This window comes from Nitrosomonas sp. Nm132 (assembly GCF_900100485.1).
GTDB lineage: Bacteria > Pseudomonadota > Gammaproteobacteria > Burkholderiales > Nitrosomonadaceae > Nitrosomonas.
On sequence record NZ_FNDH01000003.1, the window covers coordinates 67,025 to 85,688 of the forward strand.

Below are 18,664 nucleotides of genomic sequence, written 5' to 3' on the forward strand. Positions count from 1 at the left end.
AATTCACTATTCTATCGACAACCCGATTCGACCCAAATCACTAAAATTCCACCAAATCATAAAAGCTTTTCCAACAATATTTTCCTCTGGAACAAACCCCCAATAACGACTATCGCTACTGCCATCACGGTTATCACCCAACATAAAATAATTTCCATCAGGTACTTTACAAGTAAATCCTGTCCTGTCGAATACGCAATTCTCTCTGAAAGGAAAATAATGCACACTCGATAACAGTATATTAGGTATCTCTTGATTGATAAGAATGTTGTAACTTTTCTCTCCTACAAATTCCTTGAAGCGCTGGGTATAAATATAAGCAAGCCCTGATTCAATATATTTATAATCTCCATCTAATTTCATTTCTATTGGTACACCATTAATGCTCAGTTTCTTATTACGATAAGCAACGATATCTCCAGGCAAACCAATCACTCGTTTAATATAATCTATCGAAGGATCTTCCGGATAACGGAATACCATGACCTCCCCTCGTTTGGGTTGATTCATATCAATTATCTTATGATTGATAACTGGCAGCCGGATTCCATAGGTATATTTGTTTACCAGTATAAAATCTCCTACCAGTAATGTAGGTATCATCGATCCTGAAGGGATCTTGAATGGTTCTACCAAAAAAGAACGAAGACAGAAAACGATCAAGATGATAGGAAAAAAACTTTTGGGATACTCCACCCACCATGGTTCTGCAATATCCTTCTCGCGGTTATGTTTCAAAAAAAGAAAATCGAGCAGCCAGATACTACCGGTCACGACCAATAAGACGAGTAACACTAAAGGAAAATTCATTTCATTTTCCTTAATGATAAATCAAGCTTATAACATAATAGAAAGGGCAAATATTCATGGTTATCACTCAGTTAATTTGATCTTATAGCAACCTATTATTTGCCAACCTGCAGAATGGCCAGAAATGCTGCCTGGGGAATCTCTACATTACCAACACGTTTCATACGTTTTTTCCCCGCTTTCTGCTTCTCAAGCAATTTACGTTTGCGCGTTATATCCCCACCATAGCATTTGGCCAAAACATTCTTACGTAATGCTTTAACATTTTCTCTTGCCACGACATGCGCACCAATTGCTGCTTGCACTGCGATATCAAACATTTGACGCGGAATAAGCTCGCGCATCTTTTGCGCTAATTCGCGACCTCTTTGCTGGCTACTGGCACGATGCACAATTAACGACAACGCATCCACTTTTTCACTATTAATCAGTATATCGAGTCTAACCAGATCGGATGCGCGAAACTCTTTAAATTCATAATCCAGCGAAGCATACCCACGACTCACCGATTTTAGCTTATCAAAAAAATCCATGACCACTTCATTTAGCGGCATTTCATAAACCAGCATGACTTGCCTGCCCATATATTGCATATTTCTTTGCGTACCACGCTTTCCGGTACACAGGGACATAACCGTTCCCACATATTCTTCTGGAACTAATATCGTGGTGGTAATAATGGGTTCTCGAATTTCTTCAATTTTAGAGAGCTCGGGCATTTTTGATGGATTCTCAATTTCAGCAACCGTACCATCACGCAACGCAACCTGATAAACCACTGTTGGCGCGGTGGTGATAAGATCCATATCATATTCCCGCTCCAGCCTCTCCTGAACAATGTCCAAATGGAGCAAACCTAGAAAGCCGCAACGGAAACCAAACCCGAGCGCTTGCGATGTTTCTGGCTCAAACTGCAACGATGCATCATTAAGCTGCAATTTTTCTAAGGCAGCACGTAATGCATCATATTGATTGGATTCGACCGGATAAAGCCCGGCAAATACCTGCGACTTGATTTCTTTAAACCCGACCAAAGGTTCAGCCGCAGGATTATCAGCCAATGTGACAGTATCGCCTACTTTGGCTGACTTCAATTCCTTGATGCCAGAGATAACGAAGCCTACTTCGCCCGCGCTCAGTAAATCACGATTTTCTGCTTTAGGTAAAAATACACCGACTTGTTCACATAGATGCATGGCTCGACTGGCCATTAACATGATCTTATTTCCGGCTTTCAAGGCACCATCTACTACTCGCACCAATATCACTACACCGACATAATTATCAAACCACGAGTCAATGATGAGTGCTTTTAATGGTGCGTCAGCATCTCCTTTAGGCGCGGGGATACGCTTAACGACTGCCTCGAGCATATCCTGTATGCCTTCACCTGTTTTAGCGCTAACACGCAAGGCATCTTCTGCCTCTATTCCGATGATATCTTCTATTTCTGCAATCACTCGATCCGGGTCAGCAGCAGGCAAATCAATCTTATTCAATACCGGTATCACCTCGACACCCTGCTCGATAGCGGTATAGCAGTTAGCCACTGTCTGAGCTTCTACTCCCTGGGAAGCATCCACCACCAATAAAGCACCTTCACAGGCAGCTAAGGATCGCGACACTTCATAAGAGAAATCGACATGGCCAGGTGTATCAATCAAGTTCAGCAGAAAAGTCTGACCATTACGTGCCCGGTATCTCAATGCAACAGTCTGAGCTTTGATCGTGATGCCACGTTCACGCTCCAAGTCCATAGAGTCAAGCACTTGCTCTTCCATCTCTCGATCAGATAAGCCACCACAAAACTGTATGATACGATCAGCTAATGTGGATTTACCATGATCGATATGCGCGATAATAGAAAAATTGCGAATGTGTAGCATTCGGTTGGAGTTTTAAATATCAGGAATCTTTTTGTTAGTGTGTAATAACGGTCTGATTTACTTTCGAATAAAAAAATGTCGACCTTGGTTAGCCGACAGCATTCTATCGAACTTTAGCAAAATACGCATCTAACGCAACATCATCGAGATAATAATGGCAGATTTCGTCTTGTTTTCCCGTTGCCGATACCAACACGGGAATTCGTTCATTATACTGACTAACCAGCTCAGGATCACTGTCAATATCAATCACTTCAAATTCAAACTGGATTTGCTTCTGTAATTCCTGCAATGATGCAATCATTTCCTGGCACAGATGACAATCTCTTCGGCCATACATAATCAGCTTCTTCATAGAATCAGGCATCATATGTATTTTTAATTATCAAGCTTCATCGTGATGAAAGTAGTCATATCACCCCTTTTTATCAACAATGCAATATTCCGTCCTTTCTCAACCTTGTTAAGCAATTGATTAAACTGTTTAATCGTTTTGACATCCTGGTTATTGAATCCGAGAATAATATCACCTTCACGTATGCCAGTACGGCTCGCAACACCAGCTTGTGCTGCTTCAACCAACAAACCACTCTCTACACCGAGCTGTTTCTTCTGTCTGTCAGAGAGCTCGCTCAGGGCCAATCCAAGACGGTTAGAAGTATCAGGTGTTTTGCTTTGTTTTCGACCGTGCTCACTTTCATCTGATGGCATTTCCCCAACTGAAACAGTAAGATTCTTGGTGGCACCATTACGCCAGACCTGCACCGATACTTTGGATTTGGGTTTAGTATTCCCCACGATACGCGGCAAATCGCTGGAAATGGCGATATCCTTACCGTCAAATTTCAAAATGACATCTCTCACTTCGACTCCTGCCTTGTCTGCCGGGCCATCTTTTTCTACAGAAACAACCAGTGCGCCACGTGATTGAGATAAGCCAAAGGATTCAGCCAGTTCCTCGGTCATCTCCTGAATCATGACACCAAGTTTCCCGCGTGAAACCTTCCCATGTGCCTTAAGTTGATCAGCAATCTCCGTTGCCACATTGATTGGAATAGCGAAAGACAATCCCATAAAACCACCTGTCCGGCTATAAATCTGCGAATTGATGCCGACCACTTCTCCCTTCATGTTAAAAAGGGGGCCGCCGGAATTTCCAGGATTAATCGCCACATCTGTCTGGATGAAAGGAACATAGCTTTCCTGAGCAAGCGAACGACCTTTGGCACTTACTATCCCTGCTGTCACGCTATTTTCGAAACCAAAGGGAGAGCCAATTGCAATAACCCACTCTCCTACCTTAAGTTTATCCGGATCACCCTGGGTCACCACCGGCAGGTCTTTTGCATCGATCCTGATGAGGGCCACGTCAGTTTTACGATCCGTACCAATGACTTGTGCATTAAACTCTCTTTTATCATTCAGTTTTACTGTAATCTCATTGGCAGACTCAACCACATGCGCATTAGTCAGGATATAGCCATCCTTACTAATAATAAAACCAGAGCCTAGTGATCTGGATTCATACTTCTTAGGACCTGAAAATGGTTGCATATGCCTGCGAAAAAACTCAAAAAAAGGAGAATCTTCAGGAAGATTAGGAATTTCTGGAAAAATCTGACCTCCAGCAATCTGCTGCGTTTGTACTGTACTTATATTTACAACCGCTTCTCCATATTGTTCAACTAAGCCGGTAAAATCGGGCAGCTCCTTTGAATGAACGGAACTGATTGAAGAAATGATTAAGAGGCACAGTAAAACAAATTTTTGCATATTTTTTCTTGATAAAAGAATTAGTAAAATACTGGAAATATAATAATCAAATATGGCTAAATCTTACAAAGAATGATAGCAGTTATTTACTTGATCAAAAATTCTTGTTGATGCCGATCTAGCAAACCATGACACTTCAGCCCTAGAAGCTCATCAAGAACAATTCACTCGGAATTTATAAAATCCTACCTAGATTTTTCTTCCTTTTCTTCAACCTGATATACGCCCGTTACCGGCATATGCATCATCGTATTAGGTAGAAACCCTCTATGAGTCAATGAATAATCACCAACATGCTGAGGAACAAATGGAAGTGTAAGGGCTGAGGAAGGCTGAAAAACATTAGGATGATCAACTTGAACAATGGTGTTACTATTCACCTTTTTTTCAGCAATAAGTACTTCCTGCTGAATGCTCGTTGCTTGCATTATTAACCATCCACTTACCAGGGCAGCAAAGGAAGCAGCAGCTGAAAGAGCAATTAATTTCCGTTTATGCAATTGTGATACACGTGGCGTAAATAAGATCGGTTCGCTTACCAGTCGATCACTGACTCGTCTCGCTACATCAATTGAAAGTGATGTAGTAGATTGCCGTAGCGCCTCACTGATCATATGATATGTTTCCCAATCACTTAATAAATCATTTTTCTTCTTCAATTCTGTAATTATCTCATCGGCATTCACCGTATCAAGTTCACCATCCATCAGCTCTGATATTTTACTTTTCATATAACCACCCCTTCATTACCACCTTTTGTCTTTTCCTGTTCCCAATAAAGGCCGCAGTTTCTCCGCTATGGCCTCTCGTGCACGAAATATGCGAGAACGAACTGTACCTATGGGGCAATTCATAATGCTCGCAATCTCTTCATAACTTAAACCTTCAATTTCCCTTAGAACAATCGCAGTCCTCAATTCTTCAGGTAACGCGTCTAATGTTTGATTAACCGTTTGAGCAATTTGTTTACTCATCAGTTCACTTTCAGGAGTACTTACTTCCCGTAATCTGCCTGCCTCTTCAAAATTCTCTGCATCTTCATTATCAAAGTCATTAACGGTCGTGGGCACCTTTCTTCCTTGGGATACAAGAAAGTTTTTGGCTGTATTGATGCCGATACGATATAACCAAGTATAAAAGGCACTCTCACCACGAAATGACGGTAAAGCGCGATAAGCCTTAATAAAAGTTTCTTGAGAAATATCTTCAACCTCGGCAGCATCACGAATAAACTGTGATAATAGACGTGCCAATTTTCTCTGATATTTGATCACTAGCAAATCAAAAGCACGCTTATCACCATGCTGCACACGTTCAACCAATTGTTGATCGATTTCACGATCACCCATGCCATCAGTTCCCCGAAATTAAAAAATAGATAACTTTTGATGCAGCCACTCAAATTTTAAATTGAGCAGTCAGCAAAGTATACCTGTTTATGCCCGTTCGGAGATCCGTTGTGAGCGATTACAAATCGGATTAAAGACAATAAATCATCCAGATTAGTTCACTATTTTTACTCAATAAGAGTTTCAACGAAACTTTAGTTATTGAGTTATGATTGATAGACAATCTTGACAACTTTGGTTTACCAATAAATTAAAACTATTCGATGCAACAATATCATTTTGATACGCTGATTATCGGCAGTGGCCTAGCCGGACTTACGCTTGCACTCAATCTAGCACAAACTCAGAAAGTAGCTATTGTCACTAAACGAACATTACATGATAGCTCCAGTACCTGGGCTCAAGGGGGAATTGCCGCAGTGCTTTCAATGGAGGACTCTTCTGATTCTCATATCCGCGACACATTGGTTGCTGGCGCCGGGTTATGTGATGAAACAATTACAGGCTACGTAGTCGAAAATGGACCTCAGGCTGTCAGATGGCTGATTTCTCAGGGAGTCAACTTTACACGCGATAACAATAATGAAACAGGGTATCACCTTACACAAGAAGGTGGGCATAGCGTGCGTCGAGTTATCCACACCAATGACGCCACTGGTAAAGCTGTGCAACTTACGCTAAGTAAGCAAATTTGTACACATCCCAATATTGTCATCCTCGAGCATCATATCGCAGTTGATCTGATCACAAGCTCTAAATTATCTCATCATCCCGGCAAACAAAATGCTCGATGCTATGGCGCTTATGTATTGGATATCAAGGCAGATAAAATTCACACCATTGCTGCCCACAACACGGTATTAGCGACAGGAGGGGCTGGTAAAGTCTATCTTTATACAACCAATCCCGATACTGCCACGGGTGACGGTATCGCCATGGGTTGGCGTGCAGGTTGCAGGATCGCCAACATGGAATTTATTCAATTTCACCCTACCTGCCTTTATCACCCGCATGCTAAATCTTTCCTGATTAGTGAAGCCGTTAGAGGTGAAGGGGGATTATTAAAACTTCCCAATGGCGAGCGCTTTATGCCTAGACATGATGTGCGCGCGGAACTTGCGCCACGAGATATTGTCGCACGTGCTATTGATTTTGAGATGAAAAAAAGAGGTCTTGACTGTGTTTATCTGGATATCTCTCATAAATCACCCGATTTCCTCAAGCAGCACTTCCCCACTATTTATGCTCGATGCCACGAATTAGGGATTGATATCACCCGCCAACCCATCCCAGTCGTTCCCGCTGCACATTACACATGTGGCGGCATTGTTACTGATCGAAATGGCAAAACTGATCTAGACAACTTATATGCCATTGGCGAGACCGCTCATACTGGGTTACATGGCGCCAACCGATTAGCCAGCAATTCTTTGCTAGAGTGTTTGGTATTCGGCCAAGCTGCAGCCAAGGATATCCTCAATCAATCACCAGTACCTCCTATATCACTACCAAAGTGGGATGAAAGTCGTGTAACAGACGCAGATGAGGAAATCGTGATTTCGCATAACTGGGATGAATTACGCCGCTTCATGTGGAGTTACGTAGGAATCGTACGAACCAATAAACGCTTGCAGCGTGCTCAAAACCGCATAAATCTGCTACATGAGGAAATCAACGAGTACTATACTAATTTCCGCGTAACAGGTGATTTGTTAGAGCTACGCAACCTGGTTACGACTGCTGATTTAATTGTGCAAAGTGCAAAGTTACGCCATGAAAGCCGTGGATTGCACTATAGCCTTGATTATCCAGACACTTCACCACAAGCCCAGAATACTATCTTGCAACGAAAAGAATTCGAATTGATTTCCTAGAATACGGCAGTAATATAGTCGCGACAAATCCAGCATTTGTCGCTTGCTTCACATACATCAGAAAACTCTCTCATCCTCAGTATAATAAGTTGTAATTTAAAAAACCGCTTAAGGTCTTTATTTTTATAAAAAAAAAACATAGCTGGGTGATAGAAAACAAAAAGGACAGATGTAATGAGAATTGCGATAGATTATGTCACATCAAATACAGATGATAAATCGGATACTATCCGCCAAGCAGAACTACGCCATAATCCCAGGTCATTTTTAAAATTAATTTTGCTTGGCTTCTCAATAATAGGCTTACCATTGATCGCCGCGCTAATCTATAGTGCGACACGTATTGATCAGCTTGCCGAACAAAGCCGCAAAACTGTTTATCAAGCAACACAAATTACACATGGCAGCAGTATACTCATTGATGAAATCATTGACATGGAGCGAAGTGTACAGCACGCACATATCTTGGAAGATTTATCCTTACTCAAAGGTTATTTTCAGGCACATGTCAATTTTGAGAAAACAGCGATAAAGCTGCTCGAAGTTTCTCCCCATCTCAAACAACAGCTTTTATTGGAAAAATTACGATTATTTGAGACAACGATTTTTCGCGAAATGCTGGCTTCATATGACACACCTCAGAATTTGCGAAATTTACTCGATCAATTTACCTCTCTGCTTATCCTTGCTCAGGATTTTTCTACAGAAAATTATCAGTTAATTGGGCAGAACGTAAACGAAATGAGTGAAATGGCCGCACATGCCCGTACTTTGGTAGAATGGGAATTAGTCATTCTGATTCCATTTGTTATCTTGCTGGCACTTACTTTCTCGGTGTTCATGGCTCGTCCACTTCGTCAGCTTGATGAAGCAATTTACAATATGGGACAAGGTAAGTTATCCAGCGCGGTACGAATCAATGGGCCGGAAAATTTAAAATACTTAGGCTCTCGCCTGGACTGGATGCGCCGCCGCTTGCTTAAATTAGAAGAACAGAAAATTCTGTTCTTGCGGCATGTCTCTCATGAACTTAAAACACCCCTCACCGCCATTCGTGAAGGTGCTAATCTCCTTGCAGAAGGAATAACCGGTAATCTTAATAAGAAACAGCAACAAATAGCGGATATTCTCCATACTAGCAGCATTCAATTGCAGAAACGCATTGAAGATTTATTGAGCTTCAGTGCTCTTCAAGCAGACAAAACTGCACTCATTAAACAGCGTACAAATCTAGCTCACATCATCACCAATATATTGAAAGATCAGAATCTTTCCATTATGAGCAGAAAAATAAAGATTGAGTTGACCTCCCCAGATCTGCTACTTGAATGCGACAAACAGAAAATTGGCATTATTATTGATAACCTTTTATCAAATGCCATAAAATTCTCCCCACAGGGAGGCAGCATCAAAATCTCTACGATACAAATTGGTCAAATCATCCAACTCGACATCATTGACAATGGTATCGGCATTGATATCAGCGACGAGGATAAAATATTTGAACCCTTTTATCAGGGGCGCAGTATACCTAATAGCCATATCAGAGGAACTGGGCTTGGATTATCCATTGCCCGAGAATATGCGCTCGCACACGGTGGAGATATTGAACTCATTAAACATATTGGACCAGGAGCCCATCTCCGTCTGATTTTACCTATCCATGACCCTGAAGCACAACCATGAGCGTCACTTCCAAGTCCATATTACTTCTCATATTTTCTGCTACATTAATCGGATGCACAGTAACGCCTGCTCAACAATCAGCAGTCATTTTTACTGAACAAACTCTTCAGCAAGATAAATCTGGCCAATACAGCAGTCTCGATAAATTGATGTTGTATCATGATCTGCTACAGGAAAAGAATGCTTTCCAATTAGCTTGGGAATACAATTATGCTAAAAATCACTTCAAAAATAATACCGATCCCGAAAGCCGTCTTAAATATATCCTACTGATTAGCTTACCCAATACGGTTTTCACAGATACCCACACTGCTCTTGATTTATTGAATAGCTGGCCACAGGATATAACGCTACCGCCTAATTTGGCTAGTTTCAAGAAATTATTAATTTTACTGCTTACAGAACAACAAATTGCAAAAACTCATGCAAAAAATTTATCGCAAAGATTAAAAGCATCGGAAGAACATGCTCAAACTCTGCAAAATAGAATAGACGCAATAAAAAGTATGGAAAAAAACCCAATTAAAAATATGGAAAAGAACCCAATCCGAAGAATAACACCTTGAATAAAAATATATGGTACAGCCTAAAAAAATCTTACTTGTCGATGACGACTCAGATCTTCTTGAATTACTCTCAATACGTTTAACCGCTGCGGGATTTGAAACTATCGTAGCAACTAGTGCTGAAACAGCGCTGAACTGCTTGGACATCATACGCCCCCATCTTGTCATCAGTGACATGCAAATGAGTGGGATGGACGGTATGACATTATTTGAACATATTCATCACGCTATTCCAACGCTACCGGTCATCATCCTGACAGCATATGGCACTATCCCGGATGCTGTCGCCGCGGTTCAGCGTGGTATTTTTGGTTACCTCACTAAACCTTATGATCCCAAAACCTTACTCGATCAAATTGATCGGGCATTCAGACTGACGTGCAACAACGGAAATAGCGAATCCAGTGAAGTATCACAAGTCGCATGGCGCAAAAACATCATTACCCAAAATGCTGAAATGGAAGATATTCTCACTAAAGTAGAACGGGTTGCAGAAGGAAACGCCAGTGTCCTACTTTCAGGGGAAAGTGGCGTTGGCAAAGAATTATTTGCACGCGCTATTCATCAAGCATCCAAACGTTGTTGCCAGCCCTTTGTAACCATCAATTGCGCAGCCATTCCTGAACAATTACTGGAATCCGAGCTATTTGGGCATGTCAAAGGCGCTTTTACAGGCGCTATCCGGGACCATAAAGGTTTGTTTCAATTAGCTGAAGGTGGCACGTTGTTTCTTGATGAGATTGGTGACATGCCTTTGCTACTGCAAGTAAAGTTACTGCATGCACTACAAGAAAGGGTAATCAGACCCGTCGGATCTACACAAGCAGTCCCAATTGATGTCCGGATCATTTCAGCTACCCACTGTAATCTCAAAGAGGAGATCATTGCAGGAAATTTTCGGGAGGATCTGTATTATCGGCTCTATGTAGTTGGTTTAACTATTCCCTCACTCGCTCAACGCCGTGAAGATATTCCCTTACTGGCAAATCATTTTCTTCGCGCATTTGCTGATAAATACGAAAAAGAAATCAATGGGTTCTCTCCGGAGACAATCAATCTTCTGCTAAGTGCCTCTTGGCCAGGTAATATCCGGCAATTGATGAATGTAATAGAACAAAGCGTCGTCCTGAGCGCGAATCCTCTCATTTCATATCAACTGGTTTATGATGCGATGCATAAGGAAGAAACACAGCTCGTATCGTTCGAAGAAGCACGCAAACAGTTTGAAAGAGATTACCTGGTACGTCTGCTGAAAATGACTTCAGGTAATGTCACGCAAGCTGCCAGGTTAGCCAAGCGCAATCGGACAGAATTCTATAAACTTCTTCAAAGACATCAACTTGATTTTACCCTTTATAAACAACAAGAAAAAAACAAAGAATTGTGTTAAGAACCTTCTGCTAGCAGGATGTTTTTTTATTGCCTGATTTCTAACCATCACCTCGCGTAATATGGGCGGCGCTTCCTTCTCGGTTAACTACCAGAACACGCAAATGATAAATAGGTGTTGACTGTTCCAGAGTCAAATTAAACAGATCTCCAGAATCTGATACGCTCTGCTTTACCTCGGCTATTCGTATGGCCGGTGCGCCTGATCGGGTAAGTCATTGCGTAAAAAATAATGGGATCAATCGTGACGGTAATATCATTATCTACCCCAAGGTGATCCTCTGCCATCACTCCGCACGAGCTGACAGTCAGCGCAATGCCGCAAAATTATCTCACTCAAACACTTTGTGTAGTATGCGAGCTGGATTGTGATAGCGTCTTCATTTCACCAGCGCAGGAAATTTGGCAACGATCTCGATTTCGTCATTCCCTCGCTTAACTCTGAGCGGTAACCAGGTACCCGGTGCCTGATGCTTGATCACAGCGATGATATCACCCAGTTCCTTTACCGACAGTCCAGCAATTTCCGTAATAATATCGCCTTCACGCATATTGGCTGCTTCAGCTATGCTGCCTTCTTCAACCTGCAAAATACGTGCCCCCCCATCTTCCAAGGCAATCTCGTAGCGGATGCCCAATCGCTGGCGCAAAGGTGTTGTTTCTGCAGCAAAGGGGGCAATGCCAAAAACCGCACTTGCATAACCTGCAACCAGCTGATCACACGATTTGCTCTCATCCCATGGTAACAGTGAGGTAATTCTCGTGACACCCAGATCTTTCAATTGATGAGGCACGCCAAAACCACGCAAAATATGCCCTGATCCCATGATACCAACAACTAGTGGGCTTTTTCCTCGACTATGCATGCCGAGCGCTGCAAGAATCTCTTGAGCCATTGCCCGATCCCATAATTGCTGGCCAACGACAAATCGTAAGAAATCTGGATCATAACGACTATCTCCTTCCTTTTTCTTGCCCTTGCGGTCATGTGACTCGTATATCGGCAACAGAAAATCGAGATATTCAGGGCTAGGAGGCGCCGGACGCGTCACCCCCTCGCGTTCATTCTCCGGAACGCCATCAAAACCTTTCTCGGATACCTGTTTCCTTAGGCGTGTATCGATATTAAGCGCTCGCATCGGGATACGATTCATGCGTGCAAAATGAAATAAGGGTAGATAAAGACTCGCATCAGTTCTCCATACCGTATCCCACTCTGAAGCTTTTAGAAAGGCAGACTCAGACAGTTCGCCTGCGACCCACTGGTCGAGTACTTTCTGGATGCGGCGTGGAAACATTTCAAAACCAATCACCATATCGGGACGAGCAGCATAAAGCGCCGCCAGCATTTGCAACTGCCAGCGGTGATGCTCCTGATTAACGTGTGTTTCACCCAGTAAAATGACTGATTGATCTGCTGCATGCGTCATGATCTCGGGCAAGGTAGTTGCGCCCTTGCCAGGGATAATCCAATTCGCTGCCGACACACATTCCCGCGCAGAGTTACCGATCCGGACTTCAGGTTTATGGGCCGGGATAACTTGTGCTAGCAAATTGTCGGAATATACCCCCCATGCTAATAACATTATGCTTACTAATCCGCTTCGGACACTCACTTTCAAATTAGTCATTTTTATTGATTATTCTTGAGAATATTAATGGTTTAGATTGCCACGCAGAAATACCTTCGGAAAGACAAATCCGGTTCCTAATTGATTCCAGACACCTACCCTACCCATTTACGCGCATTTCTAAACATCCTCATCCATGGAGAATCTTCTAGCCAGGTATCCACATGCCAGGAATGCTGTACAGTACGAAAAACCCGTTCCGGATGGGGCATCAGAATGGTAAACCGGCCATCCGTCGAGGTCAGCCCGGTTATCCCTTGTGGCGACCCATTAGGGTTGAATGGATACCGTTCAGTTGGCGCACCTCGGTGATCAATAAAGCGTAATGCGACATAAGATAACGCCGACTCCAGTTGCTGATCACTACTGAATGCTGCATATCCTTCTCCATGGGCCACCGTAATAGGCAAGCGGCTTCCCGCCATACCATCGAAAAAGAGTGAGGGACTGCATGGTATCTCAACCATAACAAAGCGTGCTTCGAATTGCTCGGAGAGATTACGCTCGAAATGCGGCCAGTGACCAGTACCGGGAATGATTTCATGCAAATTGCTCATCATCTGGCAACCATTGCATACACCCAACGCGAACGTATCCCTACGCTCAAAAAAAGACTGAAACTCATGATGAGCACGTGCGTTAAACAGGATAGATTTGGCCCACCCTTCACCGGCCCCCAGCACATCCCCGTAAGAAAAGCCACCACATGCAGCAAACCCCTTATAGTCACCTAAGGAAACGCGTCCAGCCATAATATCGCTCATATGCACATCAATGGCATCAAACCCGGCGCGATCAAAGGCAGCCGCCATTTCAACATGGCCATTTACACCTTGCTCGCGCAGAATAGCCATCTTGGGTCGGATGCCAGTGTGAATAAAGGGCGCAGCAATATCTTCATCGATAGCAAAAGTCAGCGCAGCACTCAGACCAGGGTCTGAGGTATCGAGAATACGATCGAATTCTTGTTGCGCACATGCTGGATTATCACGCAATTTTTGCATCTGGTATGTGGTTTCCGACCAAGCGCGCTGCAAATTAACCCGTTTCTCCTGAAAAACGATTTTATTGTTACGTAAGAAACGGATCTCATCTTGCTCATTAAGGTTTCCCAGAACAAAACTATCTTGACCTAATCCGGCTTGGGACAATGTACGTAGCACTGCCTCATGATGTTGTACTTCGGTCTGAATCACTATCCCCAATTCTTCACTGAACAAAACCGCCATCAGGCGTTCGAGAAATCTCCCATGCAGTACTTCCGGCTTGATTTCATAACCATCGACATCATTGGCCAGCAGATCAAAACACAACTGATCCAGATTGACCGTCACGCCTACATGTCCCGCGAAAGCCATCTCACATAAGGTCACAAATAATCCACCATCTGAACGATCATGGTAAGCGACAATCTGATCCGCATCATTCAATTCCTGTATGGCTGAAAACAAACGCTTAAGCTTATCTATTTCAGCCGCACTCGATAGATCGGGTGCAATATTCCCTAACTGCCCATAAACTTGTGCCAATGCTGAGCCACCCAGGCGATTTCTCCCCCCTCCCAGATCAATCAGAATAAGTTCGGTTTCTCCACAATCAGTACGCAATTGCGGGGTGAGTGTCTTGCGTACATCGCTCACTCTTGCAAAGGCAGAAATAATCAACGATAGCGGCGCAATCACTTCTTTCTGTTCCTTGCCTTTATCTCCATTTGCCTCCTGCCATGCAGTTTTCATGGACATGGAATCTTTGCCAACCGGGATGCTGATCCCGAGTTGAGGGCACAATTCCATCGCGACGGCGTGAACGGCGTCATAGAGTGCCGCATCCTCACCGGCATGTCCAGCTGCGGCCATCCAGTTGGCAGAGAGCTTGATCTCGCTAAGATGACCTATCGCAGCAGCAGCGATATTGGTAATGGCTTCCCCCACTGCCATGCGCGCTGACGCTGCCGGATCGATCAGTGCCAGGGGCGCGCGTTCACCGAGCGCAAATGCCTCGCCGAGATAGGTTTGATAACCCATGGTTGTCACTGCGACATCTGCCACCGGTATCTGCCAGGGCCCCACCATTTGATCACGCGCAGTCATTCCACCCACACTCCGATCTCCGATGGCGATCAGAAAAGTTTTATCTGCAACAGCAGGCAATCTTAGAACCCGATAGGCCGTTTCCTGCAAAGACAATCCTATCAGATCAAGAGGAGCAAGCGTCTTGGAGATATGCGCTACCTTCCGCGTCATTTTGGGCGGCTTACCCAGTAATACCGAAAGCGGCATATCTATCGGTTTAGCGCTCGGTTTTTCATCAGAAACGATAAGCTGCTGCTGAACAATCGTTTCACCCACTACAGCATAGGGGCATCGCTCCCGCTCACAAATCCCCTGAAACAACGCCAGGGATTCACGCCGGATAGCGAGTACATACCGCTCCTGGGCTTCGTTACACCAGATCTGCATCGGTGACATCCCCGATTCTTCCGAAGGAATCGCACGCAAATCAAACCGCCCCCCGCACCCTGCGCCATAAACAAGCTCCGGCAGTGCGTTAGACAGCCCTCCTGCACCGACATCGTGGATTGAAAGAATGGGATTAGGTTGCCCGCTCCGCTCCAGCTGCCAGCAACGATCGATCACTTCCTGCGCACGGCGCTGCATTTCTGCATTACCGCGTTGTACCGAATCAAAATCCAGCTCTTCCGTGTTAGTCCCAGTATCCATGCTGGAAGCTGCCCCACCACCCAACCCGATCAGCATGCCCGGTCCGCCCAGTTGAATCAGCAAGGAATCTGTCGAGAAACTCTGCTTCGCAGTATGCCGGTCGGAAATCTGACCGACCCCTCCTGCCAGCATGATAGGCTTGTGATAGCCGCGTATTTCCCCCGCAACGTGCGCTTCAAATGTTCGGAAATAACCTGCAAGATTAGGTCGGCCAAATTCATTATTAAACGCAGCCCCACCGATCGGTCCCACCAGCATGATTTCCAGAGCTGAAGCAATACGGGCCGGCTTGCCATAGCACTCTTGCTCATAGCCATGCCATGCCTCCCAAGGCTGAATAAAATCTGGAATACGCAGATTGGAAACAGAAAATCCGGCTAATCCTGCCTTGGGCTTGGCGCCCCGACCGGTCGCCCCTTCATCACGAATTTCTCCTCCTACTCCTGTTGCGGCGCCAGGGAAAGGAGAAATGGCCGTGGGATGATTATGAGTTTCCACTTTTATGAGCAAATGGGTAGGCTCCATTGCATAGCCATAAGCATGATGCTTCCCGGGATAAAATCGATTGATCGTTGCTCCTTCGATAATAGCGGCATTATCCGCATACGCCACAATCGTACCCTGTGGACACTGTTGATGGGTATGACGTATCATCGAAAATAGCGATTGATTCTTTGGCTCGCTATCGATAATCCAGTCCGCGTTAAAAATCTTATGTCGACAATGCTCTGAATTCGCTTGAGCAAACATCATCAACTCGACATCAGTAGGATTACGCTTAATTTCAAGAAAATAATTTATGAGATAGTCAATTTCATCAGGAGACAAGGCTAATCCCATCTCTTGATTAGCTTTGTTTAAAGCTTCAATCCCACCTTTCAGGATATCCACTTCTTTGAGAGCTGCTGGCTCAAAGTGGCGAAACAAAATCGTTGCTTCAGACAATGAATGAAAAACCGCTTCAGTCATGCGATCATGGATAACCGCTTCGATTGCACGCTTATTCTCATGAGAAAGGGCCGTTTCATGCTGAATATAAAATGCAATACCCCGCTCTACTCTTTCAGTTATATCAAGTCCGCAATGATGAGCAATGTCCGTTGCTTTGGATGACCAAGGTGAAATGGTGCCGGGGCGCGGTAACACCAGTAAAAGCTCACCCTTTGGCACATGTGATTGACGAGCTGGCTCAATGTTGAGTAACTTCTGCAGAATGTTTAATTCATCCTGATCCAAATCGCGGCTGGTTTCACAAAAATACCAGTATTCGGCGTCAATAGCCGAAAATTGCGGTACGATGGCTTTGATCAGATCAGATAATTTTTGTAACCGAAATTGGGATAGTGCCTTATGGCCTCGAAATTGGAGCATCAAAAAAATAGTCCGTTGAATTGAGAATAATAATTTTACACGAGAAGGCGCACAATCAGATGAATAACCCGACCCCTGTCTATTCCACTCCTGAAATTCGTGAAATCGAGCAGCTCGCTGCCGCCCTGCCTAATTCTCCTAGTTTAATGGAAAAAGCCGGCTTAGCTGCTGCGTATATCGTCAAGGATAGATTACTGATTAACGATAAAAACAAAGTGCTGGTGCTAGCCGGGCCAGGTAATAACGGGGGAGATGCCTTTGTCGCAGCACGCCATCTGCATGCATGGGGTTTTCAGGTTACTACGGTTTTCACTGGAGCATCCTCCCATTTATCTCAGGACGCTGGCCGGGCGTTAGAAAACTGGCTGCGTGCAGGAGGCAAATTGCATAGTGAAATCCCGTCTTCGGGGCTATGGCATGTCGTCATCGATGGCCTATTTGGCATTGGCCTAAACCCTGCAAAACATCCATTGGGTGAAAAATACCAGCATCTGATCAAAGCCGTCAATAACATGAATTTACCGGTGCTTGCGCTCGATATTCCAAGTGGTCTTAGCGCAGATAGCGGAGTTGCCCCTAATGCTGCCGTCAAAGCAACGATCACGGTTACTTTTATCGGTCTGAAGCCAGGTCTTCTGACACATGAGGGCTGCGAATATTCTGGGGAAATCATTCTGTGCAATCTGGATCTTGATGCAATTTCCATGCCCCCCCCCCGATCATGGTTGCTCGACGAAACCATGATAAAAAGATTATTGCCTGCCCCTCGCCCAATTAACAGCCACAAAGGAGTTTTTGGCAGTGTTGGCATTATTGGTGGATCATCGGGCATGGTAGGAGCAGCGCTATTAGCAGGGTCAGCTGCACTTAAATTAGGAGCCGGACGCGTCTACCTTGGCCTGATTGTCGATCAACCGATCAGTATCGATCCCACTCAACCAGAACTCATGCTGCGATCGGTTGATGATCTCTTCGAACTGAATCACTTAAATTGCCTGATCGTGGGTCCAGGATTGGGAAAGGAAATCGCTGCCTGTCTTTACCTGGAGAAGGCCTTACATACCTCCTTACCGCTGGTATTGGATGCAGATGCACTCAATCTCATTGCCTGCTATCCTGAACTTGCCAGCACGTTACGCATGCGCAAAGCTCCGTCTATCCTCACGCCTCATGCTGCTGAAACGGCGCGGCTGCTCAATACTGATATTGCTACTGTTCAGAGCCATCGTATGCAAGCAGCAGAGAATTTAGTCAAGGATTTTAACTGCTCACTTGTACTAAAAGGAGCAGGCAGCATTTGCATGCTGCCAAACGGTCATTGTTACTTCAATACCAGCGGCAATCCAGGTTTGAGCAGTGCAGGAACGGGCGATGTGCTGTCCGGTATGATAGGGGCCTTACTCGCACAGGGAGTATCTTCAGAGAATGCACTGTTACTGGCAGTTTATCTGCATGGTGCAGCAGCAGATAATTTACTTGAAACGCTGCATGGCCCGATAGGAATGACAGCATCAGAAATTATTCATTCAGCCCGTCATTTGCTCAACCAGTGGATCTATGGTCATGACGCCCAGCTCAGATATTCCCACACTCATAGCATTTATTGATT

The 18,664-nt window shown here is 44.4% G+C and carries 13 protein-coding genes; 5 read left to right on the top strand and 8 right to left on the bottom strand.

Translation table 11 applies throughout. The features are described 5' to 3' along the window. Positions 1-6: 6 nt before the first annotated feature. From lepB to rpoE, 6 genes are all read right to left on the bottom strand, one after another. The gene (lepB, locus tag BLP80_RS02015; RefSeq protein ID WP_090539649.1) at positions 7-810 is read right to left on the bottom strand and encodes a signal peptidase I; all 804 of its coding nucleotides are present in this window, start codon (positions 808-810) and stop codon (positions 7-9) included. A 95-nt stretch (positions 811-905) separates the two neighbouring features. Continuing rightward, positions 906-2,696 (bottom strand): translation elongation factor 4, encoded by a 1,791-nt coding sequence (gene lepA, locus BLP80_RS02020; RefSeq protein WP_090539651.1) that lies wholly within the window; start codon positions 2,694-2,696, stop codon positions 906-908. Positions 2,697-2,799: 103 nt separating this feature from the next. Then, a complete protein-coding gene (locus BLP80_RS02025; RefSeq protein ID WP_256324915.1) occupies positions 2,800-3,051 on the bottom strand; it encodes a glutaredoxin family protein in 252 nt (83 codons plus the stop codon). Positions 3,052-3,074: 23 nt separating this feature from the next. Next, the gene (locus BLP80_RS02030; RefSeq protein ID WP_090539653.1) at positions 3,075-4,469 is read right to left on the bottom strand and encodes a DegQ family serine endoprotease; all 1,395 of its coding nucleotides are present in this window, start codon (positions 4,467-4,469) and stop codon (positions 3,075-3,077) included. Positions 4,470-4,654: 185 nt separating this feature from the next. Next, positions 4,655-5,200: a sigma-E factor negative regulatory protein gene (locus BLP80_RS02035; protein ID WP_090539655.1), complete on the bottom strand. Its 546-nt coding sequence runs from the start codon at positions 5,198-5,200 to the stop codon at positions 4,655-4,657. A gap of 15 nt (positions 5,201-5,215) precedes the next feature. Further along, positions 5,216-5,818, bottom strand: coding sequence for an RNA polymerase sigma factor RpoE (gene rpoE / locus BLP80_RS02040; RefSeq protein WP_090539657.1), 603 nt, complete (start codon positions 5,816-5,818; stop codon positions 5,216-5,218). 263 nt (positions 5,819-6,081) lie between these two features. On the opposite strand from rpoE, the gene nadB reads away from it, so the two are divergent. The 4 genes from nadB to BLP80_RS02060 all read left to right on the top strand — a co-directional run bounded on the left by nadB (position 6,082) and on the right by BLP80_RS02060 (position 11,334). Further along, the gene (nadB, locus tag BLP80_RS02045) at positions 6,082-7,692 is read left to right on the top strand and encodes an L-aspartate oxidase (protein ID WP_090539659.1); all 1,611 of its coding nucleotides are present in this window, start codon (positions 6,082-6,084) and stop codon (positions 7,690-7,692) included. Positions 7,693-7,866: 174 nt separating this feature from the next. Continuing rightward, positions 7,867-9,378, top strand: coding sequence for a HAMP domain-containing sensor histidine kinase (locus tag BLP80_RS02050; protein WP_090539661.1), 1,512 nt, complete (start codon positions 7,867-7,869; stop codon positions 9,376-9,378). Beyond that, positions 9,375-9,944, top strand: coding sequence for a hypothetical protein (locus BLP80_RS02055; protein WP_090539663.1), 570 nt, complete (start codon positions 9,375-9,377; stop codon positions 9,942-9,944). The genes BLP80_RS02050 and BLP80_RS02055 overlap by 4 nt, the downstream gene beginning before the upstream one ends. Positions 9,945-9,954: 10 nt before the next feature. Next, a complete protein-coding gene (locus tag BLP80_RS02060) occupies positions 9,955-11,334 on the top strand; it encodes a sigma 54-interacting transcriptional regulator (RefSeq protein ID WP_090539665.1) in 1,380 nt (459 codons plus the stop codon). A gap of 379 nt (positions 11,335-11,713) precedes the next feature. Here the strand turns inward: BLP80_RS02060 and BLP80_RS02065 are convergent, their stop codons facing one another. Both BLP80_RS02065 and purL read right to left on the bottom strand, forming a co-directional pair. Beyond that, positions 11,714-12,964: a ChaN family lipoprotein gene (locus BLP80_RS02065; protein WP_090539667.1), complete on the bottom strand. Its 1,251-nt coding sequence runs from the start codon at positions 12,962-12,964 to the stop codon at positions 11,714-11,716. 95 nt (positions 12,965-13,059) lie between these two features. Continuing rightward, positions 13,060-17,055, bottom strand: coding sequence for a phosphoribosylformylglycinamidine synthase (gene purL, locus BLP80_RS02070; protein ID WP_090539669.1), 3,996 nt, complete (start codon positions 17,053-17,055; stop codon positions 13,060-13,062). A gap of 59 nt (positions 17,056-17,114) precedes the next feature. On the opposite strand from purL, the gene BLP80_RS02075 reads away from it, so the two are divergent. Continuing rightward, on the top strand, positions 17,115-18,662 hold the full coding sequence (locus BLP80_RS02075) for an NAD(P)H-hydrate dehydratase (RefSeq protein ID WP_090539670.1): 1,548 nt from the start codon (positions 17,115-17,117) through the stop codon (positions 18,660-18,662). The last annotated feature ends 2 nt before the right edge of the window (positions 18,663-18,664 follow it).